The sequence below is a fragment of the Enterobacter sp. Li2LvB3 genome (assembly GCF_056156645.1).
Genome location: NZ_JBSICG010000005.1, coordinates 107,748 through 133,073, shown reverse-complemented (window position 1 = coordinate 133,073; position 25,326 = coordinate 107,748). Strand labels below are relative to the sequence as shown.

Sequence of the window (25,326 nt, the reverse complement as noted above, 5' to 3'; positions counted from 1 at the left end):
GGTTATGCGTGCCGCACAGTGAAAAGCTGGACAGCCGCGAGGTTCTGGCGGTTCAACAACTGAATATTGCGTTTCAGGAAGAGCGGCAGTTCGTCCCCGCAGTAAAAAATCTATCGTTTTCACTTAATCGTGGTGAAACGCTGGCGATTGTAGGCGAGTCCGGTTCGGGTAAGTCGGTCACGGCGCTGTCATTAATGCGCCTGCTCGAACAGTCGGGCGGAAAGGTGGAGTGCGACACGATGCTGCTGCGTCGTCGCAATCGACAGGTTATTGATTTAACTGAACTGAGCGCATCGCAAATGCAGGGGGTACGCGGCGCGGATATCGCGATGATTTTCCAGGAGCCGATGACTTCCCTGAACCCGGTTTTCCCGGTAGGTGAGCAGATTGCAGAATCTATCCGCCTGCATCAGGGCCTAAGCGGTGATGAAGCGCTGGCTGAAGCCAAACGGATGCTGGAACAGGTGCGTATTCCGGAGGCGCAGGCTATTTTGTCGCGCTATCCGCATCAGCTTTCGGGCGGGATGCGCCAGCGCGTGATGATTGCGATGGCGCTGTCGTGTCGCCCTGCGGTGCTGATTGCCGACGAACCGACCACCGCGCTGGATGTGACTATTCAGGCACAGATCCTGCAACTGATTAAAGTGCTGCAACAGGAAATGGACATGGGGGTGATTTTTATCACTCATGACATGGGCGTTGTGGCGGATGTCGCCGATCGTGTGCTGGTAATGCACCAGGGCGTTGCCGTTGAAATGGGCAGTGTAGAGCAGATATTCCATGCCCCGGAACATCCCTATACCAAAGCATTGCTGGCTGCCGTGCCGCGTCTGGGCGCAATGAACGGCAGCGCATTACCGCGGCGTTTTCCGCTGATTTCGCCGGGGGATACCGGGCGTCAGGAGGCTGAAACAGAGCAGGACACGGTTGTACCGGGTCAACCTGTTTTGCAGGTACGCAATCTTGTGACCCGCTTCCCGTTGCGCAGTGGGCTGTTTAACCGCGTGAAGCGTGAAGTTCATGCCGTAGAGAACGTTAGTTTTGATCTCTGGCCGGGTGAAACGCTGGCGCTGGTCGGGGAATCGGGCTGCGGTAAATCCACCACCGGGCGGGCGTTGCTGCGGCTGGTGGAGTCTCAGGAAGGGAGTATCACCTTTAACGGGGAACGTATTGATACCCTGCCTTCCAGTAAGCTCCAGCCGCTGCGTCGGGATATTCAGTTTATTTTTCAGGATCCCTACGCCTCGCTCGACCCGCGTCATACCGTTGGCTATTCGATAATGGAGCCACTGCGGGTGCATAACCTGCTCGATGGTGATGCGGCCCAGCGGCGGGTGGCCTGGTTACTGGAACGTGTTGGCTTGCTGCCTGAACACGCCTGGCGGTATCCGCATGAGTTTTCCGGTGGTCAGCGGCAGCGAATCTGTATTGCACGCGCACTGGCGCTGAACCCGAAAGTGGTGATTGCCGATGAATCGGTGTCGGCGCTGGATGTCTCTATTCGCGCGCAAATCATTAATTTATTGCTCGATCTACAGCGGGATATGGGCATCGCTTTTTTATTTATCTCGCACGATATGGCCGTTGTTGAGCGCATCAGCCACCGGGTCGCGGTGATGTTACAGGGGCAGATTGTTGAGATTGGCCCTCGTCAGGCGGTATTTGAAAACCCGCAGCATCCCTATACCCGTAAGCTGATAGCGGCTGTACCGGTTGCTGATCCTACCCATCGCCACGCCCAGCGTGTGCTGTTGCAGGATGAGATGCCGGGCAATATTCGTAAACCGGGCGAATCGGTGGAGCGCGTGACGCTTCGCGAAGTCAGTCCGGGTCATTTTGTGGCACCTCCGCGTCAGGACAATGCATTCTCGCGGTTATAACTTACAACAGGCAGGAGAACACAATGGTTAAATTTGTTGCTCGTACATGGCTGTTAGCCGCGAGCGTGACGGCAGCCCTGGCCGCAGCCCCCGCGTTCGCTGCCAAAGATGTGGTTGTTGCGGTTGGCTCCAATTTCACGACCCTGGATCCGTATGACGCTAACGACACCTTGTCACAGGCGGTCGCCAAATCATTCTATCAGGGCCTTTTCGGCCTGGATAAAGAGATGAAGCTGAAAAACGTGCTGGCCGAAAGCTACACCATATCGGACAACGGTCTGGTGTATACGATAAAGCTCAAAACCGGCGTGAAGTTCCAGGATGGCACCGATTTCAATGCTGAAGCCGTCAAAGTTAACCTCGATCGCGCCAGTAACCAGGAAAATAGCCTCAAGCGTTATAACCTGTTTAAAACCATCGCCAGCACTGAGGTCGTTGACCCTTCGACGGTGAAAATCACCCTGAAAGAACCGTTCTCCGCGTTTATCAATATTCTGGCGCACCCGGCAACGGCGATGATCTCCCCGGCAGCGCTGAAAAAATACGGTAAAGAGATTGGCTTCCATCCTGTTGGCACCGGGCCGTACGAACTGGTCACCTGGAATCAGACCGATTTTGTGAAGGTGAAAAAATTCGACGGTTACTGGCAGAAAGGTTTGCCGAAGCTGGACACGATTACCTGGCGTCCTGTGGTTGATAACAACACCCGTGCGGCGATGCTGCAAACGGGTGAGGCGCAGTTTGCCTTCCCCATTCCCTACGAGCAGGCGGCAATCCTTGCAAAAAACAGCAAGCTTGAGCTGGTGGCCAGCCCGTCTATCATGCAACGCTACATCAGCATGAACGTCACGCAAAAACCGTTTGATAACCCGAAAGTGCGTGAAGCCATCAACTACGCGATAAACCGCCAGGCGCTGGTGAAAGTGGCATTTGCCGGTTATGCAACCCCCGCAACCGGAGTGCTGCCGCCAGCCATTGCTTATGCGCAAAGTTATCAGCCGTGGCCGTACGATCCGGCCAAAGCGCGCGAGCTGCTGAAAGAAGCGGGTTACCCGAATGGCTTTAGCACTACGCTGTGGTCGTCGCATAATCACAGTACTGCGCAAAAAGTGTTGCAGTTCACCCAGCAGCAGCTGGCACAGGTGGGGATCAAAGCGCAGGTCACGGCGATGGATGCCGGGCAGCGCGCCGCAGAGGTGGAAGGTAAAGGGCAAAAAGAGAGCGGCGTGAGAATGTTCTACACCGGCTGGACGGCATCGACCGGCGAAGCAGACTGGGCGCTATCGCCGCTGTTTGCCTCGCAGAACTGGCCGCCGACGCTGTTTAACACTGCGTTCTACAGCAATCCGCAGGTGGACAAAGACCTGGCGGATGCCCTGAAAACCACAAAACCAGAAGAGAAGGCGCGTCTCTATAAAGATGCGCAGGACGTTATCTGGAAAGAGTCTCCGTGGGTACCGCTGGTGGTAGAAAAGCTGGTTTCGGCGCATAACAAAGCGCTGACCGGGTTCTACATCATGCCGGATACGGGCTTTAGTTTTGATGACGCTGATTTGAAATAAAAGACTCATTCCCGCAGGCGACGGCCTGCGGGATGAGAGGGAAAGGCATGTTGAATTATGTATTTAAACGCCTGCTGGGGCTTATCCCTACGCTACTGATTGTGGCGGTGCTGGTGTTTTTGTTCGTCCATATGCTGCCGGGTGATCCCGCGCGGTTAATCGCAGGGCCAGAAGCGGATGCGTCAGTGATTGAGCTGGTTCGCAAACAGCTGGGACTCGATCAGCCGTTGTATAAGCAGTTCCTGCACTATATCGGCAACGTGTTGCAGGGCGATTTTGGCATGTCGATGGTGTCGCGCCGCCCGGTATCGGAAGAGATTGCCAGCCGCTTTATGCCGACGTTCTGGCTCACTATCGCCAGCATGACCTGGGCGGTGCTGTTTGGCCTGGTGGCCGGGATTGTCGCGGCCGTGTGGCGTAACCGCTGGCCGGATAAACTGGGCATGGCGCTGGCCGTGACCGGTATCTCCTTCCCGGCGTTTGCGCTTGGGATGCTGCTGATGCAGGTTTTCTCCGTTGAGCTTGGCTGGTTGCCGACCGTAGGGGCGGATACCTGGAAACACTACATTCTGCCATCGCTCACGCTGGGGGCTGCCGTGGCGGCGGTGATGGCGCGGTTTACGCGCGCGTCGTTTGTCGATGTGCTGAGCGAAGACTATATCCGCACCGCGCGGGCGAAAGGGGTAAGCGAGAAGTGGGTCATCCTCAAGCATGGTTTTCGCAATGCGATGATCCCGGTTGTCACGATGATGGGGCTTCAGTTCGGCTTTTTGCTGGGCGGCTCGATTGTGGTGGAAAAGGTGTTTAACTGGCCAGGGCTTGGGCGCTTGCTGGTTGATTCCGTCGACATGCGCGATTACCCGGTTATTCAGGCCGAAGTGCTGCTGTTTTCGCTGGAGTTTATTCTTATCAACTTAGTGGTGGATGTGCTCTACGCCGCCATTAACCCGGCTATCAGGTATAAGTAAGATGCGATTGTTGAACTGGCGTCGTCAGGCCGTTTTGAACGCCATGCCGGGGTTAAAGCCGGACCATATCAGAACCCCGTGGCTGGAGTTCTGGCGGCGATTTCGCCGCCAGCCGGTGGCCATGGCGGCAGGGTTGTTTGTGTTGCTGCTGATTGTGGTGGCGATCCTTGCCCCGTGGGTTGCCCCTTTTGATGCGGAAAATTACTTTGATTACGACCGCCTGAATGACGGACCCTCGATGCTGCACTGGTTTGGCGTGGATTCGCTCGGGCGTGATATTTTTAGCCGTGTGCTGGTGGGGACCCGTATCTCACTGGCGGCCGGGGTATTTGCCGTGTTGATAGGCGCAGCCATAGGTACGGTGCTCGGCCTGCTGGCGGGGTACTACGAAGGCTGGTGGGACAGAATCACTATGCGCATTTGCGATGTGTTATTCGCGTTTCCTGGCATCCTGTTGGCCATCGCGGTCGTGGCCATTATGGGTAGCGGGATGGCGAACGTGATTATCGCCGTAGCGGTCTTTTCCATCCCCGCGTTTGCCCGCCTGGTTCGCGGAAATACGCTGGTGCTTAAGCAGCAGACCTTTATCGAGTCGGCGCGCAGTATGGGGGCCAGCGATACCACCATTCTGTTCAGCCATATTCTGCCGGGTACGGTGTCATCCATCGTGGTCTATTTCACGATGCGTATTGGCGTGTCGATTATCTCTGCAGCGAGTCTGTCGTTTCTGGGGTTAGGGGCACAGCCGCCAACACCGGAATGGGGAGCAATGCTCAACGAGGCGAGGGCAGATATGGTGATAGCGCCGCATGTGGCGATATTTCCGAGTCTGGCGATTTTCCTGACCGTGCTGGCGTTTAACCTGCTGGGTGATGGGTTGCGCGATGCGCTGGATCCGCGGATTAAAGGGTAGTGCAGTGAAATGTGCCGGGTGGCGGCTATACGCCTTACCCGGCCTATAAAAGAGGAGTCGGGAGATTAAACCCGGCTACCCCACAGGTCATACTCGTCTGCGTTTTCGACTTTCACACGTACGATATCACCCGGCTTCACGTTGGTTTCACCGTTCAGGTATACCGCGCCGTCGATTTCCGGGGCATCTGCCATGCTGCGGCCAATCGCGCCTTCTTCGTCCACTTCATCGATAATGACCAGAACTTCGCGGCCCACTTTTTCCTGCAAGCGTTCAGCAGAGATCTGCTGTTGCAGCTGCATAAAGCGGTTCCAGCGCTCTTCTTTCACTTCTTCCGGCACCTGATCGGCCAGTTCGTTTGCCGTCGCGCCTTCTACCGGGCTGTATTTGAAGCAGCCTACGCGATCCAGACGTGCTTCTTTCAGGAAGTCGAGAAGCATCTGGAAATCTTCTTCCGTCTCACCCGGGAAGCCAACGATAAACGTTGAACGCAGGGTCAGGTCCGGGCAGATTTCACGCCACTGTTTGATGCGCGCCAGCTGGCGATCAACAGAGCCTGGGCGTTTCATCAGCTTAAGGATTCGCGGGCTTGCGTGCTGAAGCGGGATATCCAGGTATGGCAGGATCTTGCCTTCAGCCATCAATGGGATCACGTCATCAACGTGCGGATAAGGGTAGACGTAGTGCAGACGCGTCCAGATACCCAGTTTAGAAAGCTGCTCGCACAGGCCAACCATGCTGGTTTTCACCGGCTCGCCGTTGTGGAAGCCGGAACGGTGCTTCACGTCAACGCCGTAGGCAGAGGTATCCTGAGAGATCACCAGCAGCTCTTTCACGCCAGCATCAGCCAGACGTTTGGCTTCCGCCAGCACTTCGCCAATTGGGCGGCTCACCAGGTCACCACGCATAGACGGGATGATGCAGAAGGTGCAGCGATGGTTGCAGCCTTCAGAAATTTTCAGGTACGCATAGTGGCGCGGAGTCAGTTTTACACCCTGTTCTGGCACCAGGCTCAGGAACGGGTTGTGCTTTGGTTTTGGCACATAGTGGTGCACGTGCTCCAGTACTTGCTCATAGCTGTGCGGGCCGGTGATCTCCAGTACTTTTGGGTGCACTTCGCGGATTTGATCCACTTTGGCACCCAGGCAGCCGGTAACGATCACTTTGCCGTTTTCAGTCAGGGCTTCACCAATGGCTTCCAGAGACTCCTGAACCGCGCTGTCGATAAAACCACAGGTGTTTACGATCACCATGTCGGCGTTGTCGTAGCTTGGCACCACGTCATAGCCTTCGGTGCGAAGTTCGGTCAGGATACGTTCGGAATCCACCAGGTTTTTCGGGCAGCCCAGGGAGACGAAGCCGATTTTCGGCTGGTGCGTAACATTGCTCATAGGTTAAAAATTGTTCGATTTTTGGAATGGTCAGGGCACGGATTCTACAGAGGTTGGGAGGAAATTTGTACTGAAGAATTGCGCTCGCGGCGGCTTTTCAGTGCCAACCGATTCTACTGGTTAAGAAACGATGTTTTATTTAGAACTAATGCTCATTGAAAGTATGGTTATTGATTGTAAAATGACCTGGTGGATTATTTTTATAACAAGTAGAAGGACTTATGCAACAGTACATCAGTGAATTTTCTGAACTAAGGCGGTCACTATGGCATTTGTAAACAGAGGCTGCACTGTTCATGGTAAAAATGTTGGACTACATGGAGATAAAACCTCTACAGGTGCACAATGTATTGCCGCCCGCCCTGGTATGTCTGTCATGGGCAAGTGGAAACTCTATATCGGCGATAAGACCACTCCTTGCCCGAAATGCGGAGAGGTGGGGGTAATTGTTAGCGGCGATCCCCGATGCTCAAACCGCGTCGCGGTCGCGGTGGACGGTGCAGAAATCCGTTGCGGGTGTCCGCAAGGGACCAATTTTCTTATCGCACCTGGAACCGTACAAATCAACGATCCGTTCGGGGTATCTGAACCACCAGTAAACAAAGCCGCCACCGTTGCGGCTGCCCTGAGTGCTCTGCCTGTTTTTGCAAAATCCTGTTTGCGAGGTGAAGGCTGCACTGACGCAGGAACTGATCAGGAATCCGTTGATAATTTTGGTCATGCTGGCTATTACCGTGCAACTCCTCAAGCAGAACAACCAATAGAAGAACCTGTTCAGCACGCGCAGGCAGCAAAGAAACACAAACCAGCCGCCCCCACTCCACCACCGGAAGACAATCGCCCGTGGTATAAGCGCCTTTTCAGTTCCCCGGACACAACCAAAGTCGCAGCGACAGCAGGAATGGCAACAGCAAGAGCCGCGACAACTACCGGGATCACGACAGGTGTAACAACCGAGGCCGGATATGCGGCACTGCAAAAAATCGGTGGGAATTTTGCAACCGCTGGTCGCTGGATAGCCCCCAACCCCACAACAGTTTTTCTGTTTGGTATGTTCTACTCGCCAAAACTCAACAGCGGTGAGCAGGACTATATCGACAGGATGCGCCTTGAGCAGGCCGCCCGGAATAAAGAAGATGTTCCGACCCGTGTACGTTTCCGCTGGGAAGCTGACCAGTACGGCACTATGAGACCGAAAGGTTTCCACGTCAGCGCCAGAGGCGGTCAGGATAAAGTGCCGGTGCGTATGCTCCAGAAAAACATAACCACCGGAAATTACGAGTTTTGGGAAGATGGCGCAAGCAAGCCGACAATCGTCTGGACACCTGACGATCCGGGATATGCTTCACCATCCAACACTGGAAATCAGGATAACATCTACATTCCGCCAAACGTGCTGGTTTACCCTGAAAGTGAGATTAACAGCCCGTGGGCAACGGAAACGCCAGCACCGGGAGAGCGCCCATTCCGGGACTATATTCTGGTGCATCCGTTGGGGACGTTTGACCCGATTTATGTTTATCTTCGCAACCTGCCGGGGCAAGTCACAGGCAAAGGTCAGAAGGTAACTGGCACCTGGTTAGCTGATGCGAATCAGGGCAACGGTTCGCCTATCCCGTCACAGATTGCCGATAAACTGCGTGGGCGTACATTCTCCAACTTTGACGGCTTCAGGCAAGCATTCTGGCTGGAAGTTTCGAAAGACCCGGAATTGAGTCAACAGTTTAAACGAGGCAACTTAGGTAATATTCGAGCAGGAAAAGCACCCGCTCCGAGAGAATCCGAACAAGTTGGCGGCAAGATCAAATATGATATTCATCATATTAGACCGATCAGTGAAGGCGGCGAAGTGTACGACGTTGACAACATGGGCGTTGTAACACCGAAACGCCACATTGAGATCCATCGAGGTGAGTAATTGAAAAGTATAAGTGACTATACAGAAAGCGAATTCTTGGAGTTTGTTCGTTCACTCTTCAACGTTGCGGATACTTCAGAAAGTGAAGATATCAAAAACATACTGGAGTTTAAGCGCCTGACCGAACATCCTGACGGATCTGACCTCATCTTTTATCCCCGAGATGACCGCGAAGATAGCCCTGAAGGAGTTGTTCAGGAGATCAAAGAATGGCGCAAAGCCAATGGTAAACCGGGTTTTCGTGAAGAATGAGCCTGTGACACTAAGCATTAAATGTTGATTAAAAGCGCCGGGTTTATATCCCGGCTTTTTTTCGCCTAAGCCAGTCATACTGGGGATCAGAAAAAAGGCAGCAATGTATTATTTTAGACTTTCGGGCAGCCCAGGGAGACGAAGCCGATTTTCGGCTGGTGCGTAACATTGCTCATAGGTTAAAAATTCATCAATTATGGAGTTATCAGGGCGGGATTTTACAGCGTTCCGCGGGGGATTTATACAGATCTGTGTGCTGAAGTGGCCTTGTCTGTCTGCCGCAGGTTAACTGCTTTGCTGCTGAACACTGTTTAGAATTACTTATCCCGGCTTTAAGCGTTGCTAATTGGCTAAAAAGTCACCAGGCGATATCTTTCACCACATCAACTACACCTGTGAGGTTCTCAATGAAAGATATCTATGTTCAGTCAAAATTAGCAATGGCCAAAACGCTTCACTCTCATGGCGTCTCCGTTCCTTATATCGCTGTCGCGACCGGATTAACTCAGCGCAGAATTCGGGCTGAATTAAAAACAGCGGTCAAAAATCATATTAAAAAACATCAGGCGTAATATTTTAATTTTATTTTAAATAACATTTTACCTGTTTATTTCTATAATTATTCAGATACCTGAAGAGGGTCGCTTATGCAAAATATCATCACACACACATCACACCATTGTGATATTGAAGCACTGAAAAAAACGATTATTGATAAACTGCTTTATACCGTCGGCAAAGATCCTGTTATCGCAACCAATCGCGAATGGCTTAATGCCACACTGTATGCCGTGCGTGACCAGCTGGTTGAGCGCTGGCATCGCTCCAACCGGGCGCAGTTCTCCCAGGACGAGCGCCAGGTTTATTATCTCTCGATGGAGTTTTTAATCGGCCGCACATTGTCTAATGCAATGTTATCACTGGGTATTTACGACGAAGTGAAAAGCGCGCTGGATGCTATGGGACTGGATCTCGAAGAATTAATTGATGAAGAAAATGATCCCGGTCTGGGGAATGGCGGTTTAGGTCGTCTGGCGGCCTGTTTCCTCGACTCTCTGGCGACGCAAGGTCTGCCGGGCTGTGGTTACGGTATCCGTTATAATTACGGTATGTTCAGGCAAAATATTATTGATGGGCGACAGAAAGAGACGCCTGACTATTGGCTGGAATATGGCAACCCGTGGGAATTTAAACGCCATAATACGCATTATAAAGTGCGCTTTGGTGGCCGGGTCCAGCAGGAAGGTAATATTTCTCGCTGGATTGATACCGAAGAGATCCTGGCGGTGGCGCACGACCAAATTATTCCCGGTTATAAAATCGATACCACGAATACGCTGCGCCTGTGGAATGTGCAGGTGAATAGCGAAATTAATGCTGCACGCCTGGCGCAGGAAGAGGTGTCAGAGTCGGGAGAAAACACCTATCACTACGACAAGATCTCGCGCGTGCTCTATCCCGATGATTCAACGGAAGCCGGGCGCGAACTGCGTCTGCGGCAGGCCTATTTCCTGGCTTCGGCAACCATTCAGGACATCCTGAATCGCCATTATCTGCTGCACAAAACCTATGACAATCTGGCTGAGAAGATTGCTATTCACCTCAACGACACCCATCCGGTGCTCTCTATCCCGGAACTGATGCGGGTATTGATTGATGACCATAATTTCAGCTGGGATAAAGCCTGGGACGTGACATGCCAGATTTTCTCCTACACCAACCATACATTGATGAGTGAAGCGCTGGAAACCTGGCCTGTGGCGATGCTGAGCCGCATTCTGCCGCGCCATCTGCAAATTATTTTCGACATCAACGAGCGCTTCCTGAACAAGGTGCGTGAACAACATGGCAATGATGGTGACCTGCTGCGCCGCGTGTCGCTGGTGGATGAATCACATGGCCGCGTTGTGCGCATGGCCTGGCTGGCGGTTGTGGTGAGCTATAAGGTGAACGGTGTATCGGAGCTGCATTCCGATTTAATGTCACAGTCGTTATTTGCTGATTTTGCGCGAATTTTCCCAACACGCTTTACCAACGTCACCAACGGTGTCACCGCGCGTCGCTGGCTGGCGCTTGCCAACCCGTCGCTTGCCACAGTGCTGGACACGAATATTGGCCCGGCATGGCGAACGGACTTAAACCAGCTCAGCGAACTGAAATGGTATATCGATTACCCGTCCGTGAATTCGGCAATTTATCGGGCGAAGCGGGCGAATAAAAAACGTCTTGCTGATTACATCGCCACGCAATTTAACATTGTCGTGAACCCGGGGGCGTTGTTCGATGTGCAAGTGAAACGTATTCATGAATACAAACGTCAGTTGATGAATGTGCTGCACATTATCTCACGCTATAACCGCATTAAGGCAAACCCGGAGGCGAACTGGGTTCCTCGGGTAAATATTTTCGCGGGTAAGGCGGCGTCGTCGTACTACATGGCCAAGCAGATCATCCGCCTGATTAACGATGTGGCGCAGGTGGTGAATAACGATCCGCAAATTGGCGGCAAGCTCAAGGTGGTGTTTATCCCTGATTACAGCGTCAGCCTTGCGCAGATGATTATTCCGGCGGCGGATCTCTCTGAACAGATTTCACTGGCGGGGACAGAAGCCTCAGGGACCAGCAATATGAAATTTGCCCTGAACGGCGCGCTGACCATAGGGACGCTGGATGGCGCCAATATCGAAATGCAGGAGCACGTTGGCGCGAAGCATTTCTTCATCTTCGGGAATACGGCGCGGCAGGTTGAAGCATTGCGTTGCGGTGGTTATAACCCGCACAAAATCTTCGAACAGGATGAGGAACTGCGTCAGATACTGACGCAAATCGGCACCGGGCACTTTAGCCCGCAGGAGCCTGATCGTTATCGTAACCTGCTGGATTCGCTGATTAACTTCGGCGATCACTACCAGGTGCTGGCAGATTACCGTAGCTACGTTGAGTGTCAGAATAAAGTGGATCAGCTGTACCGTCATCCGGCGGAGTGGACATCCAGCGCGATGCATAATATTGCCAACATGGGGTATTTCTCGTCTGACCGCGCCATTCAGGAGTATGCCGACAACATCTGGCATATCGGTAAAACACGGCTGTAAGCGCGTAACCCCCGACCTTCAGGAAGGGGGTTATTGCAACAAACCATCCAGTACAGAGGAGAGCAACGTGTTGTTCTCCTTTCTGTATGAGGAGTAAATGCTGAACTGTGGCAGCGGGAAATGCGTTTCGATTCGTTTGAGTTTATACATTTCCGAATAGGTGGCGAACGCCCGCTCAGGAATAATGCCCAGACATTCGGTTCTGGCAATGATGATTAAAATCGAGGCAAACGAGGTGGTCAGCAGACATCTCTCGCTGGAGCGAAATTTTTTATCCACGATGCTGCGATAATAAATAATCTTCTCATTGCGCGTGTTGTACCCCACCAGACTGGCATCGCGGAATAACGCCTCGGTGACCGTATCGCCATAACGAGGGTTATCCTGCGCCGCGACCAGTACCAGCTTCATATCGCACACTTTTTGACAGGCAATATTGCTGTTTTCAATGGCAAAGGTGGAGAACACCACGTCTGCCTGGCGCATATTCAGCAACTCTATTATTTTTTGCTCATTGAGGTCGGCGGTGCGGTGTAACAGGCTGATGTCGGAATTGGCCAGCAGCAGTTTTTCTGTTAGTTCAGGCACTACCAGTGGGGAGATAAAGGATTCGGTATACAGGGTCAGGCGCTTTTTGAGCGTCGGTGTCGAGCCGGGCAGTAGCGTCGAGAGACGGTCGATAATAGAGATGGTGTTGTCGTAAAGTTCATCTGAAAACACCGTAGGCAGCAGCATGTTCCCGCTGCGGACAAACAGGTTATCGCCCATCATTTCACGCAGTTTTCTCAGTGACTGACTCACCGCAGATGGCGAGATATTCAGCATGTCGGCCACTTTGGAAATACTTCCCACGCTATAAATTAAGCAAAAGATGGTCAGCAGGTTCAGGTCAATCTTTGATAATGAACATATTTTTTCTGACACTGGAATTGTCGACATATTCCCCTCAAGGTCTGCATGGTGACAGACAAAACAATCCTGTTAAAAAAATAGCATAGGCCTGATTGAAGCGCCTTCCGGGGGGAGAAGTTGTAACATTGTAAATGATGTTAATCAGTTGCGTTTTATTGATCTGAGGCAGTAAATTGAACAAAAATTGTACTTATCCTGAAGGTGCACAAAGGCTGACAGAGGAGGAAATAGCATGTCCGTTGACAGACTGAAACGCGATCTGCTGAACAAGCTGATCAACGCCCGAATCGATCTTGCGGCTTACCTGCAACTGAGGACGGCGAAAGGGTATATGTCAGTCAGCGAAAGCGAACATCTGCGTGATAATTTCTTTGAACTTTGCAACTTCATGCGTGAAAAAGCACCCATCCTGAAAGCGGAGTACGCTGAAAGTGAGCTGTTGGCTCTGCGTCGTGCCGCCGAGGTGCTCTCCATCGCAGGGGTATGTTTGATGACCGGACGCCACGACTGCCCAACGTTTATTACCGTCAACGCGGAGAAGCTCGAACACTGCCTGACTACGATCTCTCTTTGCATCATGTGTCTGAACGAGCACGCCCAGCTCGAACAGCACTAAGCCCTGGGGGAGGCAACTCCCCCATCTGATTAAGCTTTTGTAAAAGTGATAACGCGCGCGGGCTGAGTAGCTAACCTTTATGCCATCTGCTGATAAAGGAGCGCGTTATGCATCGATCCTCGCTGATTTTCCTGCCTGCATTGTTATTTCCCGTTTCTCTGTTTGCTGCGCCCGATGCGGTCAAGGTCGAGGTGTTGCAGAACAGGCTCGATCACCCCTGGTCGCTGGCATTTTTACCCAACAACAATGGCCTGCTGGTGACCTTACGTGGCGGGCAGCTCAGGCACTGGCAGGCAGGGAAGGGGCTTTCCGATCCGATTATTGGCGTCCCTAAGGTGTGGGCGAGCGGGCAGGGTGGCTTGTTGGATGTGGTGCTGGCACCTGATTTCGCACAATCGCGGCGAGTCTGGCTAAGCTATGCCGAAGTGGGCCACGACGGGAAAGCCGGTACTGCGGTAGGGTATGGCCGCCTGAGCGACGATGTATCACGGATTGAAGGGTTCCAGGTGGTATTCCGCCAGATGCCAAAACTCTCGACGGGGAATCACTTCGGCGGAAGGCTGGTGTTCGACAACAAAGGGTATCTGTTTATCGGCCTTGGCGAAAACAACCAGCGACCGACCGCGCAGGCGCTGGACAAGCTACAGGGGAAAGTAGTGCGTCTGACCCAGGACGGGAAAGTCCCGCGAGATAACCCTTTTGTGAATACGCCCGGTGCGCGGCCTGAAATCTGGTCTTACGGCATTCGTAACCCGCAGGGCATGGCGATGAACCCCTGGAGTAACACGCTGTGGCTCAATGAACACGGCCCGCGCGGCGGGGATGAAATCAATATCCCGGAAAAAGGCAAAAACTACGGCTGGCCGCTGGCGACATACGGTATCAACTACAGCGGCCTGAAGATCCCGGAATCACAAGGCGAACAGGTTAAAGGTACTGAGCCACCGCTGTTTTACTGGAAAGTTTCGCCCGCCGTGAGCGGAATGGCGTTCTATAACAGCGATGTACACCCGCAGTGGAAGAACAAACTCTTTATTGGAGCGTTAAAGGAAAAGGCGGTGATTGTGCTGAGCGTTAAAGGCAACAGTGTAACCGAGGATGGCCGCATTCTGGAGGACAGAGGGCAGCGTATTCGCGATGTCCGCGTGGGGCCAGACGGGGCGCTGTATATCCTGACGGACGAATCGGACGGGCAACTGCTGAAAGTCAGCCCGTCCGGGGGATAATCAGGAAACGGGCGTCATTACTGCATGTTGATAGGCCGGGCGCTCACTGAGCTGTTTGATCCAGCGTTCAAGGTGAGGACGTGGCGTCCACTTCAGCCCCATATTGGTCAGATTCCAGACAAATGGTGCGACGGCAATATCGCCCACACCGAACGCGTCACCCGAGAACCATTTATGTTTCGCCAGTTCATCGTCCATTAACGCAAACAGTGTTTCGCAGGCGTCCTGCGCGGCGTGAATGGCCGGGTAATCACGTTCTGCTTCCGGGGTTCTGATAAGCCCCATCAGGATAACCCGGTGAGTTGGAGAGAGCGTCTGGTTCGCCCAGTCCATCCATTTTTCACCCTGGGCGCGTTTTGCCGGGCTTTCCACCCACAGGCGGCTCTGACCGTACTGGGCGGCGAGGTAACGCACGATGGTGTTGGATTCCCAGAGCGTAATGTTCGTTTCATCGTCAAGCAGCAGTGGCACCAGGCCGTTCGGGTTCATGGCCAGGTATTCGGCCTCTTTGTTCACCCCATACTGCAAACCCGCCATAATCTGCTTAAACGGTAAATCCAGCTCTTCCAGCGTCCAGAGGACTTTCTTAACGTTGGTTGAGTTGTTCCTGCCCCACAGCGTAATCATATTAACTCCCGAAATAGTCAAACAACCTGAGATGTGAATCAGAGCCAGCAATTCGACATGGTGAGATAAACCTAACAATTACGCAACAGAAGACAAAAAAATCACGCTGATCAAAGCGTATCCGGATGTTATTGCATAAACTTTAAAAACTTTACCTGGTTTAGGTTTCTTTAACAGATTTAGTGCGCTATTACTCATCGCTTCTTGCGACACGGTGATGTGACGTAATTTTTTGAATGGACACTCGGGTGGCATTTATGACGCAAAAAACTTCTTCTCTGCGCAGCCTGGCGGCAGGCTCTGCGCTTCTTTTTCTTTTTGCACCGACACTCTACGCAGCTGAGCAGGCAGCTCCTGAAGCCCCGCCTGTTGATGCGCGTGCCTGGATCTTAATGGATTACGCCAGCGGCAAAGTGCTGGCGGAAGGCAACGCCGACGAGCAGCTTGACCCGGCCAGCCTGACCAAAATAATGACCAGTTACGTGGTCGGTCAGGCGTTAAAAGCCGGTAAGATCAAGCTGGAAGATATGGTCACCATCGGGAAAGATGCCTGGGCGACCGGTAACCCCGCGCTGCGTGGCTCTTCGGTGATGTTCCTTAAGCCTGGCGATCAGGTTTCAGTCTCAGATTTAAATAAAGGGGTGATTATTCAGTCAGGTAACGATGCCTGTATCGCCCTGGCTGATTATGTCGCGGGCAGCCAGGACTCCTTCATTGGCCTGATGAATGGCTATGCCCAGAAGCTCGGGCTGAGCAATACCACCTTTAAAACCGTGCACGGCCTTGATGCGCCGGGTCAGTTCAGTACCGCGCGTGACATGGCGTTGTTAGGGAAGGCGCTTATCCACGACGTGCCGGACGAATATGCCATCCACAAAGAAAAAGAGTTTACCTTCAATAAGATCCGCCAGCCGAACCGCAACCGCCTGCTGTGGAGCAGCAACGTTAACGTTGATGGCATGAAGACCGGGACAACGGCAGGCGCGGGTTACAACCTTGTCGCTTCCGCAACTCAGGGCGATATGCGCCTGATTTCAGTGGTGCTGGGTACTAAAACCGACCGTATTCGCTTTAACGAATCGGAAAAACTGCTGACCTGGGGCTTCCGTTTCTTCGAAACCGTTACGCCTATCAAACCTGATGCCACCTTCATTAGCCAGCGAGTCTGGTTTGGCGACAAGAGCGAGGTCAACCTTGGCGCAGGCGAGGGTGGATCGGTAACCATTCCGCGTGGTCAGCTGAAAAACCTGAAAGCCAGCTATACCCTGACCGACAGCCAACTCACTGCGCCGCTGAAAAAAGGCCAGGTGGTCGGCACTATTGATTTCCAGCTTAATGGCAAATCGATTGAACAGCGTCCGCTGATTGTGATGGAAGCAGTTGAAGAGGGTGGGTTCTTTAGCCGGATGTGGGACTTCGTGATGATGAAATTCCACGGTTGGTTTGGTAGCTGGTTCTGATTTTTTTGCCGGGTGGCGGCTTCGCCTTACCCGGCCTACACTCTTTGCCCTTTTGTTGTGGGAGAGGGTTAATACATCAACTTAATCTGCTGTGCCTTCGCATGGGCGACCAGTTCATCATCCGGGCGACAATCGCTTGCGATCGCGTCAAAGCGTGCCAGCTCGCCCATTCGTGCTGAACGGACCTTGCCAAACTTACTGTGATCAACCACCAGGACATGATACTGCGCCGCGTTTAACGCCCAGTGCTTCACGGGTAACTCTTCCAGGTTAAAACAGGTCGCCCCTTGCTGCACATTGACCCCGGCCGCGGAATAAAAGGCGATATCCGGGCACAGGTTGCTGAGCGTGTCCTGGAGATTAAGCGGCTTAAAGATAGCATTGCTGGCGTGGAACTCACCACCGCAGAGAATCACCCGACACTCGGGTTTTTCCTGCAAGGCAAGGAAGGTGTTCAGCGAATAGCAAACGGCGGTAAAAGGCAGACTGCTGTCTATGGCTTCGATTATCCACGGGGTTGTCGTCCCGCAATCAAAGAATAACGTCTGATGAGGCTGTACCAGAGAGGCGGCCTGACGTGCGGCTTTACGCTTTTCTTCAACCAGACGCGTCTTTTGGTCGCTTATCAGATAATGGCTGGCGCTGCGGGGCTCAAGAACAATATACCCGCCCAGCAGCACGACGGGCGCGCTGTCGCTGTTCAGGTCACGACGAATGGTCATCTCAGAAACGCCAAGCAGGTTTGCGGCTTCTTTAAGATGCAGCTTATCACTGCGCTTCAGCGCCTGAAGCAGCTGAGCAATGCGGTCATCGCGACGTGTTTCCATAATTCCTCGGGGTGAAAAAGTGAGCCCCCGCAATGCGGGGGCTCAAGTGTAACCTGTTGGGCTGGGGTTAGTCACGCACCCAACCCTTGCGGATCGGGATGGCAAAAAGCGTGCGATAAAGCTGCGACAGCCCGTTATAAAGCGCCTGACCAAACAGACTCCACAGGATCGCCGCGCTCACGCAGCCAATCAATCCGACGAGGAAACCGCCCACCATATCCAGCGGCCAGTGCACGCCCAGATAGATGCGCGACCAGGCGATAGCGACGGCGACAACCATCAGCACAGCGCCAGACCAGACGCGGTGCCAGAACAGGAACGCCAGCGCGAAGGTAAAGATCACCGTACCGTGATCGCTTGGGAAGGAGTCATCCGGTGCATGGTGCAGGAAGGTATAACCCACATGATCAACGAAAGGACGATCGTGAGGAAAAATATGCCCAAGCGCAAAGCTTGCCAGCACGCTCACCGCAAGCGCCATGGCAACTTTGATCACCAGTTGACGCTGGGAGTTGACCTGGCTGCGCGGGCCCCATAGCCAGAGGATCGCGGCAAGGAGTGGAACAATGCTAATCAGATCCTTTGCAAAAAAGGTGGCGATATCGATAGACCACTCCGGGGAAGCCGGTGTGGCGTTGATCAGATAAAACAGCCCGTAATTCAGATGTTCTAACATAGTGTCGTTACTCTTTAGCAAACCGGGTGGAAACAAGTCCGTAGACCACCACCTGAGAAAACCAGACCCACCACCCAGCCCACAGGTTGTGAGAGAAGAAATGCGCCCCGCGCATGACCTGGCCGTAACCCATTGCCAGACCTAACACAACGCCCAGCACAACGAAGCTCCATGCCAGACGAGGGCGCTCGCGCCAGAAGGCAAAAAACAGACCCATGACCATAAAACCGCTGGAGGCGTGTCCACCCGGGAAGCAGCGACCCGGGCCACTGTCTGCCGGAGCAGCGCTGAACAGGGAGTAAGAGACTGCCTTACCGCCATATTCCACCAGATCCCACGGACAACTGTGATGGCTAACGCTTTTCAGCACGCCAACGACCAGTGCACCAAGCCCCATCAACAGCGCGGCGGTAACCAGCCTCGCGTTACGCTTGTACGCGCCGTAAAACAATGCCACCGCGCCTAAAGCAATGGCGATGTACTTCGCCAGCCGGTGGTTTAACAAATCCAGCAGCGGGTTTTGCTGCAACGGGAAGCGCTGCGCTGCGGTGTCATACCAAAAGCCTGTTATCCATCTGTCGAGCGTTTCATCGCGAGATAGCCAGGTAAACAAAACGGCAAGGACTATCAGCACGAAAAGCTGATAACCATAAAAGCGGCCCGGCAAACGGTAAAGTCGTTTTGTCTTATTTGTCGGTAACTTAGATAATTCTGAACGGCTGGAGGTTTGTGCCATAATTAAGGTCAGTGACGTGAAATGTGGCTATCATATTAGTGTCAACTTAAGGAAACCTTAAACAACGACGATATACTCGCCATACTCCAGGTTGCCTGTGCATCGCCGCCTTTATGCAATCTGAATTATTCAGGATAGAGGTGCTTTATTTCTGTTTCTCCTCGATAAATGACTATCTCAGGAAGCAGCATTTCATTACACTCACCGCGATTTTTTCATCATAAAGAGACTGCATGTTAAACCGTTCTTCTTCCGGTAATCGTCTGGGACGTCAGGCGTTACTTTTCCCTCTGTGTCTGGTGCTCTACGAATTCTCAACCTACATCGGCAACGATATGATCCAGCCGGGTATGTTGGCTGTTGTCGAACAGTACAACGCAGGCATTGAGTGGGTGCCGACCTCCATGACCGCCTATCTGGCTGGCGGTATGTTTTTACAGTGGCTGTTAGGCCCGCTGTCAGATCGTATTGGCCGTCGTCCGGTTATGCTGACGGGCGTGGTGTGGTTTATCGTGACCTGCCTTGCCACGCTGCTGGCGCAAAATATCGAGCAATTTACACTGCTGCGTTTCCTGCAAGGGGTGAGCTTGTGCTTTATCGGCGCGGTGGGCTATGCGGCGATTCAGGAATCCTTTGAAGAAGCGGTGTGCATCAAAATTACCGCGCTGATGGCGAACGTCGCGCTGATTGCTCCCTTGCTTGGGCCGCTGGTGGGGGCTGCATGGGTGCATGTCGCGCCGTGGGAGGGGATGTTTGTTCTCTTTGCGGCGCTTGCGGCCATCTCCTTCTTTGGCCTGCATCGGGCGATGCCGGAAACCGCCACCCGGTTGGGCGAAAAACTGTCCCTTAAAGAGTTGGGGCGGGATTACAAAGAGGTGCTGAAAAACGTCCGTTTTGTGGCGGGCGCGCTGGCAACGGGCTTTGTCAGCCTGCCATTGCTGGCGTGGATTGCGCAGTCACCGGTCATTATCATCAGCGGCGAGAAGCTCAGCAGCTATGAGTATGGCCTGCTACAGGTGCCGATTTTTGGCGCGCTGATAATCGGTAACCTGGTGCTGGCGCGTCTGACTTCGCGTCGTACCGTACGTTCGTTGATTATCATGGGCGGCTGGCCGATTGCGGCAGGGCTGATTGTAGCAGCTGTGGCGACTGTGGCGTCATCACACGCTTACCTGTGGATGACCGCCGGGCTGAGTCTGTATGCCTTTGGCATTGGGCTGGCGAACGCCGGGCTGGTTCGCCTGACGCTGTTTGCCAGTGATATGAGTAAAGGTACGGTGTCTGCCGCAATGGGCATGTTACAGATGCTGATTTTTACTGTCGGTATCGAGGTGAGCAAGCACGCTTACGCGTTGGGCGGCAATGGGTTGTTCAGCCTGTTTAACCTCGCCAACGGCGTGCTGTGGGTTGCCCTGATGGTAGTGTTCCTGAAGGATAAACGTGTCGGGAATGCGTTGCAGCCGTAATCTGTTGATGTTGGGCTGAGTGATCCCCACAAAACAGTACGAGCACGGACAGTTCCCTCTCCCCTTGGGAGAGGGAACGTAAACTCAATTAAACGGCGCTTCCCGGTTCAACACCTTCTCAATCACATCCAGCACACCTTCATCGTTGTTGTGCGGCGCTTCAAACCGGGCGACCTCTTTAATGTGAGGTCTTGCATTGGCCATCGCAAAGCTAAAGCCCGACTGACGCAGCATTTCCACGTCGTTTCCGCTGTCGCCAAAGGCCACTACCTCACCGTTTTCGATACCCCAGTGCCGCTGTAAAATCCGCAGGCCATTGGCTTTATGCACGCCGGGGATAATCAGGTCGATACTGCCGTGGCCTGTGGTGACGGGCACCATGATATCGCCCAGCTTCTCATGCAGCATTGGCTGGATGCGCGGGATTTCGTCATCTGAAACATTAAGCCCAAATTTGAAGAAGATATCGTTCAGATTGTCGAAGTTATCTACCATTTCAAGTCGGTGGTAGTACTGGGCGGCAATCGCCTTGAAGCCGTCATTGTAGGATTTCAGTGTATAGGCGCTGCCTTTCCCGCAGGCGATGATCTCCACTTCCGGGACATCGCTTAACACGGCTGCCACGGCGGCGAAGTCGGCTTTCGACAGTTCACCGTTAAACACGTCTTCACCGGCATTCACCACCCAGCCGCCGTTTTCGGCCACAAAGGCTATCTCGCGCGCGATTTCCGGGAAGAATGAAATCAACTGGTAATACTGGTTTCCGCTGGCGACAACAAAGCGAATGTCTTGTTCTTTCATGCGCGCATATTGCGCCAGAAAACGCTCACGATTGTAGGTTTTCGCATCGCTCAGGAAGGTGCCATCCATGTCGACTGCAATCAGTTTAACGCTCATATCCCTTCTCCAGTGTCGTGTGTTCTGCTTCTGGTTTTGCTACCGCGCGCGCCACCAGCGCCGCAATCATGACCAATCCTAACACCACCAGCATGGCGCTACGCAACCCGTAGTGCTCACCCAGGAAACCGAGCAGTGGCGGGCCCACCAGGAAGGCGAGGTAACCTGTCGTGGCAACCACGCTGACGCGCGTTGGGGCATCCGGACCGGTGTCGCTGGCGGCGGAAATGGTCAGCGGGAAGCCCAGCGATGCGCCAAGCCCCCATAAAATCACCGAGACACCGGCAATCCAGTCGACATCAACAAAGATGATCATCGCAATTCCCAGCCCGCCCAGCAGGGCACTGGCACGAACCACCGTCACGCGGCTGTAGCGGTCGATGAACCAGCCGCCGGTAAAGCGACCAACGGTCATACCCAGCGTAAACCCGGCGTAAATCAGCGAGCCGGAGGTTGGACTAAATCCGTGGCCATCCACCATCAGCAGCGGTAGCCAGTCATTTGCGGAGCCTTCGGCAAAGGCCATGGCCAGCACCACCACGCCTATCAGCATCAGCTGCATGTCGCGATAAAACGGCAACCCTTTCTCCGCCGATTTTTGCTCGTCAGCGGTGTTTTTGCCCGTCCCGCCAGGGATTGCTCTGATACCGGTAAGAATGGGCACAATGCAGACCAGCGCAGCCAGTAAGATATGCAGACTGGCGGCGATCCCGAATGCCGTGAGTGCCATCCCGACGCCAGCGCCTGCCAGCGTGCCGAGGCTGTAAAAACCATGCATCATGGGTAGCACGGTTTTGTTCATTTCGCGCTCAACGGCTGCCCCTTCAACGTTGATTGCCACTTCGGCTGCACCAAAACTGCCGCCAAACACCGTCAAGCCCAGAGCAAACAGCACTGGGGAGGCGAACCACAATGCCAGGCTCAGTACCAGCATCCCAAATACCGCGCAGCACATGGTGGTACGAATAACTGCGCGCGTACCAAAACGCTTCACCAGCCATGCGGAGCAGAGAATACCGCTCATTGAGCCTACCGACAGGCCAAACAGCACAATGCCCATTTCTGCGGTTGATACCGACAAAATGTCGCGGATGGCGGGTGTGCGGGTCGCCCAGGATGCCATAAGCAGCCCGGGGATAAAGAAGAACATAAAGAGCGCCCACATACGCAGTCGAAGGGCTTTACGGGGTGAAGTTACTGTCATTGAGGTAAGCACCAGAAGTACAACAATAGCGACAACACTATCAAGTTTGTGTACATTTGTACATAAACGAGATGAGGATTTTATGAGCAGACCACCGAACGATCCCAACCGCCGGGAGAAGATACTCCAGGCCACGCTGGATACCATTGCAGAACACGGGATCCATGCGGTTACGCACCGTAAAATTGCCAGTTGTGCAGGTGTGCCGCTGGGATCGATGACCTACTATTTTGACGGTAAGGAATCGCTGCTTGAAGAGGCGTTCACGTGGTTTACGCGGCAAATGTCGCAGCAGTATCGCGACTACTTTGCAGGCGTTAACGGCCCGGAAATGGCCTGTGAATCCATTACCACCCTGATCCACAGTTCTGAAGTCACCACGCCGCACAATATGGAGCTGATGTATCAACTGTATGCCTTTATGAACCGCAACCCGGCGCTTAAAACAGTGATGCAGGACTGGATGAAAATGAGCCAGAACACGCTTGAGCAGTGGTTTGAGCCGGTCACTGCCCGCGCGCTGGATGCGTTTATTGAAGGCATGACGCTGCACTTTGTAACAGACCGACAGCCGTTATCACGGGAAGAGATCCGCATGATGGTGGGGAGGATTGCGGGTGAGGGCGGGAGCTAATAAGTGGTTGCGCCGGCCGTCATATTCACCACCGCGCCCGTCATCGCATTCGCTTCATCCGAGGCCAGAAACGCGATGGTATTTGCCACCTGTGCCAGCGTCGGCAGGCGTTTTAGCATGGTGCCTTGTGCCGCACCACCTAAAAACGCATCCACCGAAATGCCCATTCCCTTTGCTTTTAGGGCAAACAATTCACCCACATACGAACCCGCCTGGACCGCATCGGCAATGGCGTGGGAGCGTATGCACAACACCCGGATATTTTTCGGCCCCAGCTCACCGGCGAGCGCCCGTGTAAAAGCCTCTATCCCCGCACACCCCACGATATGCCCGAGATGACCCGGCATGGTCATATTCGCCGCCGGTGCGACGACAGTGATGATACAGCCTGCGCGCTCGGCGCCCATTTTCGGTGAAACAGATTTTGCGATGTTGAAGTACGCCGTGAGGAAAGGATCGAATCCCTGTCTGAATTCGGACAGGGTTAATTCATCGATACGTTTCCCCTGGTCGTGCATAAAACCGGTGGCGTTAACCACCACGTCGATGCTGGTGAGGGCCGGAAGCGGGTCAGAGCCGTGAAGGGCATCGAAGATAAACGTACTGGCCGTGCCACCTGCGGCGCGGATGCTTTCTGCGGTGATATCCAGTCTGGCCTGGTCACGCGCGGCAAGGTATACGTGCGCTCCGTCGCGTGCCAGAGCGTGCGCCACCGCGCTGCCGATTGCACCGCTGCCGCCAAAGATGAGCGCGGTCTGGTGTTTGAGTTGCATGTGTCCACCTTTGTCAGTCCGGGTGAACCAAAAGTATGTGCGATGGGTGGGGAATTGACGAGGGAAGGGGGGATTTCAGGCAACAAAAAACCCATTTATATAAATGGGTTAGGAAAAACAATCACTTACTTTAAAATCAATAAGTTAAAATAGTAGTTAGGGGTATTAAAGGTTAGGGAGTGGCAACAGCCGCCGCCACTTTGTCGCCACTGGGCATAGTGGCCAGTGGATTAAAGCGCAGAGCTGATTCTAGGTGTTCAGGTGCCAGATGTGCGTAGCGCATGGTCATTTTAATGTCGTGGTGGCCAAGTATCTTTTGTAAGGCGAGAATGTTTCCGCCGGACATCATAAAATGCGCGGCGAAGGTATGGCGCAACACGTGGGTAAGCTGGCCACGCGGAAGAGTAATGGAGGTTTTATCCATTACAGATGAGAACTGAAAGTAATAATCGTCGAAGAATTTAAATCCCTTCAGGGATGTTAGTTCTTCATACAAACCGGGGCTGATCGGTACGCTTCGGTTTTTTTTGCCCTTAGTTCGGGTAAACGTGATGCGGTACTTTGTAACCTGCGAACGTGTGAGGTTTACCGCTTCACGCCACCTCGCGCCAGTACACAGGCATATTTTAACAACCAGTGTCAGTAATCGACTTTGACGCTGACAGTCATAAAGTAATTCTGCTATCTGGTCATGCGTCAGCCAAGCCATTTCCTTTTCGGCTATGGTGAATTTGCGCATATTTTCCAGAGGATTAGGCTGCAACCATTCACCTAGGTGGATAAGTTCGCTGAAAACACTACTTAGATAGCTTTGCTCAAGGTTGACGGTTACCAAGCTGGCACCTTTTCGCCACTTATCACTGAAGTAAATCTCTCCAGTGATACGTCTATCACGGTAATGGGCAAACATCTTGGGTGTTAGCAAACTTGCTGTAGGATTGCCCAGCGCAGTGACTATGAGTAAAAGTTTGGCGTAAACGTGTTTGCCAGCTGACAGAGATGTGCCGTGCAACTTAAACCATAGATCTACGACATCTTTAAGTGAACGCCGGTCAACACTCTCGCTTAGCCATGGTTTGGCCGCTGTTTCATCCATGATGTGACGTTCGAAAGCCAGTGCCTCGCCTTTGGTGGCAAACTGCTTTCTTACCCTGCGTCCAGAACGTCCAGCAGGGTAGCACTCGCAGATCCATTTTCCTGCTTCAAGTTTACGAACCGCCATTAAATACCCCTTATCATCAGTAATAGGGTATTTTTTACTGTTTATTTATACAGTGTCAATGTTTGATAATC

At 53.2% G+C, this 25,326-nt stretch carries 23 protein-coding genes; 13 read left to right on the top strand and 10 right to left on the bottom strand.

Annotated features, from left to right (window positions below):
* The first annotated feature begins 8 nt into the window (after nt 1-8).
* From gsiA to gsiD, 4 genes are read left to right on the top strand one after another with little or no spacing between them, the layout of a single operon-like run.
* Entirely contained in the window at nt 9-1,880 is a 1,872-nt protein-coding gene (gene gsiA, locus ACS603_RS06195; RefSeq protein WP_315688195.1) for a glutathione ABC transporter ATP-binding protein GsiA, read from the top strand.
* A 23-nt stretch (nt 1,881-1,903) separates the two neighbouring features.
* Nucleotides 1,904-3,442 carry a glutathione ABC transporter substrate-binding protein GsiB gene (gsiB, locus tag ACS603_RS06190; protein WP_474943948.1) on the top strand — a complete coding sequence of 513 codons (1,539 nt, stop codon included), beginning with the start codon at nt 1,904-1,906 and terminating at the stop codon, nt 3,440-3,442.
* Between the two features lie 47 nt (nt 3,443-3,489).
* Nucleotides 3,490-4,410, top strand: coding sequence for a glutathione ABC transporter permease GsiC (gene gsiC, locus ACS603_RS06185; protein ID WP_014069487.1), 921 nt, complete (start codon nt 3,490-3,492; stop codon nt 4,408-4,410).
* 1 nt (nt 4,411) lies between these two features.
* Nucleotides 4,412-5,323, top strand: a complete 912-nt coding sequence (gsiD, locus tag ACS603_RS06180; RefSeq protein WP_182060148.1) for a glutathione ABC transporter permease GsiD — start codon at nt 4,412-4,414, stop codon at nt 5,321-5,323.
* Nucleotides 5,324-5,388: 65 nt separating this feature from the next.
* On the opposite strand, the gene rimO is transcribed toward gsiD, so the two are convergent.
* Nucleotides 5,389-6,714 (bottom strand): 30S ribosomal protein S12 methylthiotransferase RimO, encoded by a 1,326-nt coding sequence (gene rimO, locus ACS603_RS06175; RefSeq protein ID WP_014069489.1) that lies wholly within the window; start codon nt 6,712-6,714, stop codon nt 5,389-5,391.
* Nucleotides 6,715-6,979: 265 nt separating this feature from the next.
* Here rimO and ACS603_RS06170 point away from each other — a divergent pair, with 265 nt between their 5' ends.
* The 4 genes from ACS603_RS06170 to glgP all read left to right on the top strand — a co-directional run bounded on the left by ACS603_RS06170 (nt 6,980) and on the right by glgP (nt 11,979).
* Nucleotides 6,980-8,632, top strand: a complete 1,653-nt coding sequence (locus ACS603_RS06170) for an S-type pyocin domain-containing protein (protein WP_474943947.1) — start codon at nt 6,980-6,982, stop codon at nt 8,630-8,632.
* Complete coding sequence (locus tag ACS603_RS06165; protein ID WP_315688198.1) at nt 8,633-8,884, top strand: bacteriocin immunity protein; 252 nt, start codon at nt 8,633-8,635, stop codon at nt 8,882-8,884. It begins immediately after the preceding gene.
* A 407-nt stretch (nt 8,885-9,291) separates the two neighbouring features.
* Nucleotides 9,292-9,456, top strand: a complete 165-nt coding sequence (locus tag ACS603_RS06160; protein WP_315688199.1) for a hypothetical protein — start codon at nt 9,292-9,294, stop codon at nt 9,454-9,456.
* 75 nt (nt 9,457-9,531) lie between these two features.
* Nucleotides 9,532-11,979 (top strand): glycogen/starch/alpha-glucan family phosphorylase, encoded by a 2,448-nt coding sequence (gene glgP / locus ACS603_RS06155; protein ID WP_474943946.1) that lies wholly within the window; start codon nt 9,532-9,534, stop codon nt 11,977-11,979.
* Between the two features lie 30 nt (nt 11,980-12,009).
* On the opposite strand, the gene ACS603_RS06150 is transcribed toward glgP, so the two are convergent.
* On the bottom strand, nt 12,010-12,918 hold the full coding sequence (locus ACS603_RS06150; protein ID WP_182060149.1) for a LysR family transcriptional regulator: 909 nt from the start codon (nt 12,916-12,918) through the stop codon (nt 12,010-12,012).
* Between the two features lie 205 nt (nt 12,919-13,123).
* On the opposite strand from ACS603_RS06150, the gene bssR reads away from it, so the two are divergent.
* The gene (bssR, locus tag ACS603_RS06145) at nt 13,124-13,507 is read left to right on the top strand and encodes a biofilm formation regulator BssR (protein WP_446492500.1); all 384 of its coding nucleotides are present in this window, start codon (nt 13,124-13,126) and stop codon (nt 13,505-13,507) included.
* Nucleotides 13,508-13,614: 107 nt separating this feature from the next.
* Nucleotides 13,615-14,733: a PQQ-dependent sugar dehydrogenase gene (locus tag ACS603_RS06140; protein WP_182060151.1), complete on the top strand. Its 1,119-nt coding sequence runs from the start codon at nt 13,615-13,617 to the stop codon at nt 14,731-14,733.
* Here the strand turns inward: ACS603_RS06140 and ACS603_RS06135 are convergent, their stop codons facing one another.
* Entirely contained in the window at nt 14,734-15,360 is a 627-nt protein-coding gene (locus ACS603_RS06135; RefSeq protein WP_182060152.1) for a glutathione S-transferase family protein, read from the bottom strand. It lies immediately after the preceding gene.
* A 257-nt stretch (nt 15,361-15,617) separates the two neighbouring features.
* Between ACS603_RS06135 and dacC the strand changes: the two genes are divergently transcribed.
* Nucleotides 15,618-16,820 (top strand): serine-type D-Ala-D-Ala carboxypeptidase, encoded by a 1,203-nt coding sequence (gene dacC / locus ACS603_RS06130; protein WP_014069493.1) that lies wholly within the window; start codon nt 15,618-15,620, stop codon nt 16,818-16,820.
* Nucleotides 16,821-16,888: 68 nt separating this feature from the next.
* Here dacC and deoR read toward each other — a convergent pair whose 3' ends face one another.
* From deoR to ACS603_RS06115, 3 genes are all read right to left on the bottom strand, one after another.
* A complete protein-coding gene (gene deoR, locus ACS603_RS06125; RefSeq protein WP_014069494.1) occupies nt 16,889-17,647 on the bottom strand; it encodes a DNA-binding transcriptional repressor DeoR in 759 nt (252 codons plus the stop codon).
* A gap of 67 nt (nt 17,648-17,714) precedes the next feature.
* Nucleotides 17,715-18,323, bottom strand: a complete 609-nt coding sequence (gene ybjG, locus ACS603_RS06120; RefSeq protein ID WP_182060153.1) for an undecaprenyl-diphosphate phosphatase — start codon at nt 18,321-18,323, stop codon at nt 17,715-17,717.
* 7 nt (nt 18,324-18,330) lie between these two features.
* Nucleotides 18,331-19,059, bottom strand: coding sequence for a phosphatase PAP2 family protein (locus ACS603_RS06115; protein ID WP_474943945.1), 729 nt, complete (start codon nt 19,057-19,059; stop codon nt 18,331-18,333).
* A gap of 233 nt (nt 19,060-19,292) precedes the next feature.
* Between ACS603_RS06115 and ACS603_RS06110 the strand changes: the two genes are divergently transcribed.
* Nucleotides 19,293-20,525 carry an MFS transporter gene (locus ACS603_RS06110; protein ID WP_182060155.1) on the top strand — a complete coding sequence of 411 codons (1,233 nt, stop codon included), beginning with the start codon at nt 19,293-19,295 and terminating at the stop codon, nt 20,523-20,525.
* A gap of 84 nt (nt 20,526-20,609) precedes the next feature.
* On the opposite strand, the gene ACS603_RS06105 is transcribed toward ACS603_RS06110, so the two are convergent.
* The gene (locus ACS603_RS06105; RefSeq protein WP_474943944.1) at nt 20,610-21,422 is read right to left on the bottom strand and encodes a Cof-type HAD-IIB family hydrolase; all 813 of its coding nucleotides are present in this window, start codon (nt 21,420-21,422) and stop codon (nt 20,610-20,612) included.
* Nucleotides 21,412-22,626: an MFS transporter gene (locus tag ACS603_RS06100; protein WP_182060157.1), complete on the bottom strand. Its 1,215-nt coding sequence runs from the start codon at nt 22,624-22,626 to the stop codon at nt 21,412-21,414. The genes ACS603_RS06105 and ACS603_RS06100 overlap by 11 nt, the downstream gene beginning before the upstream one ends.
* Before the next feature lie 82 nt (nt 22,627-22,708).
* Here ACS603_RS06100 and ACS603_RS06095 point away from each other — a divergent pair, with 82 nt between their 5' ends.
* A complete protein-coding gene (locus tag ACS603_RS06095) occupies nt 22,709-23,260 on the top strand; it encodes a TetR/AcrR family transcriptional regulator (protein WP_474943943.1) in 552 nt (183 codons plus the stop codon).
* On the opposite strand, the gene ACS603_RS06090 is transcribed toward ACS603_RS06095, so the two are convergent.
* Nucleotides 23,257-24,033 carry an SDR family NAD(P)-dependent oxidoreductase gene (locus ACS603_RS06090; protein ID WP_474943942.1) on the bottom strand — a complete coding sequence of 259 codons (777 nt, stop codon included), beginning with the start codon at nt 24,031-24,033 and terminating at the stop codon, nt 23,257-23,259. The two genes, ACS603_RS06095 and ACS603_RS06090, sit on opposite strands and share 4 nt — an antisense overlap.
* Before the next feature lie 172 nt (nt 24,034-24,205).
* Entirely contained in the window at nt 24,206-25,255 is a 1,050-nt protein-coding gene (locus ACS603_RS06085) for a phage integrase (RefSeq protein ID WP_474943941.1), read from the bottom strand.
* Nucleotides 25,256-25,326: the final 71 nt, after the last annotated feature.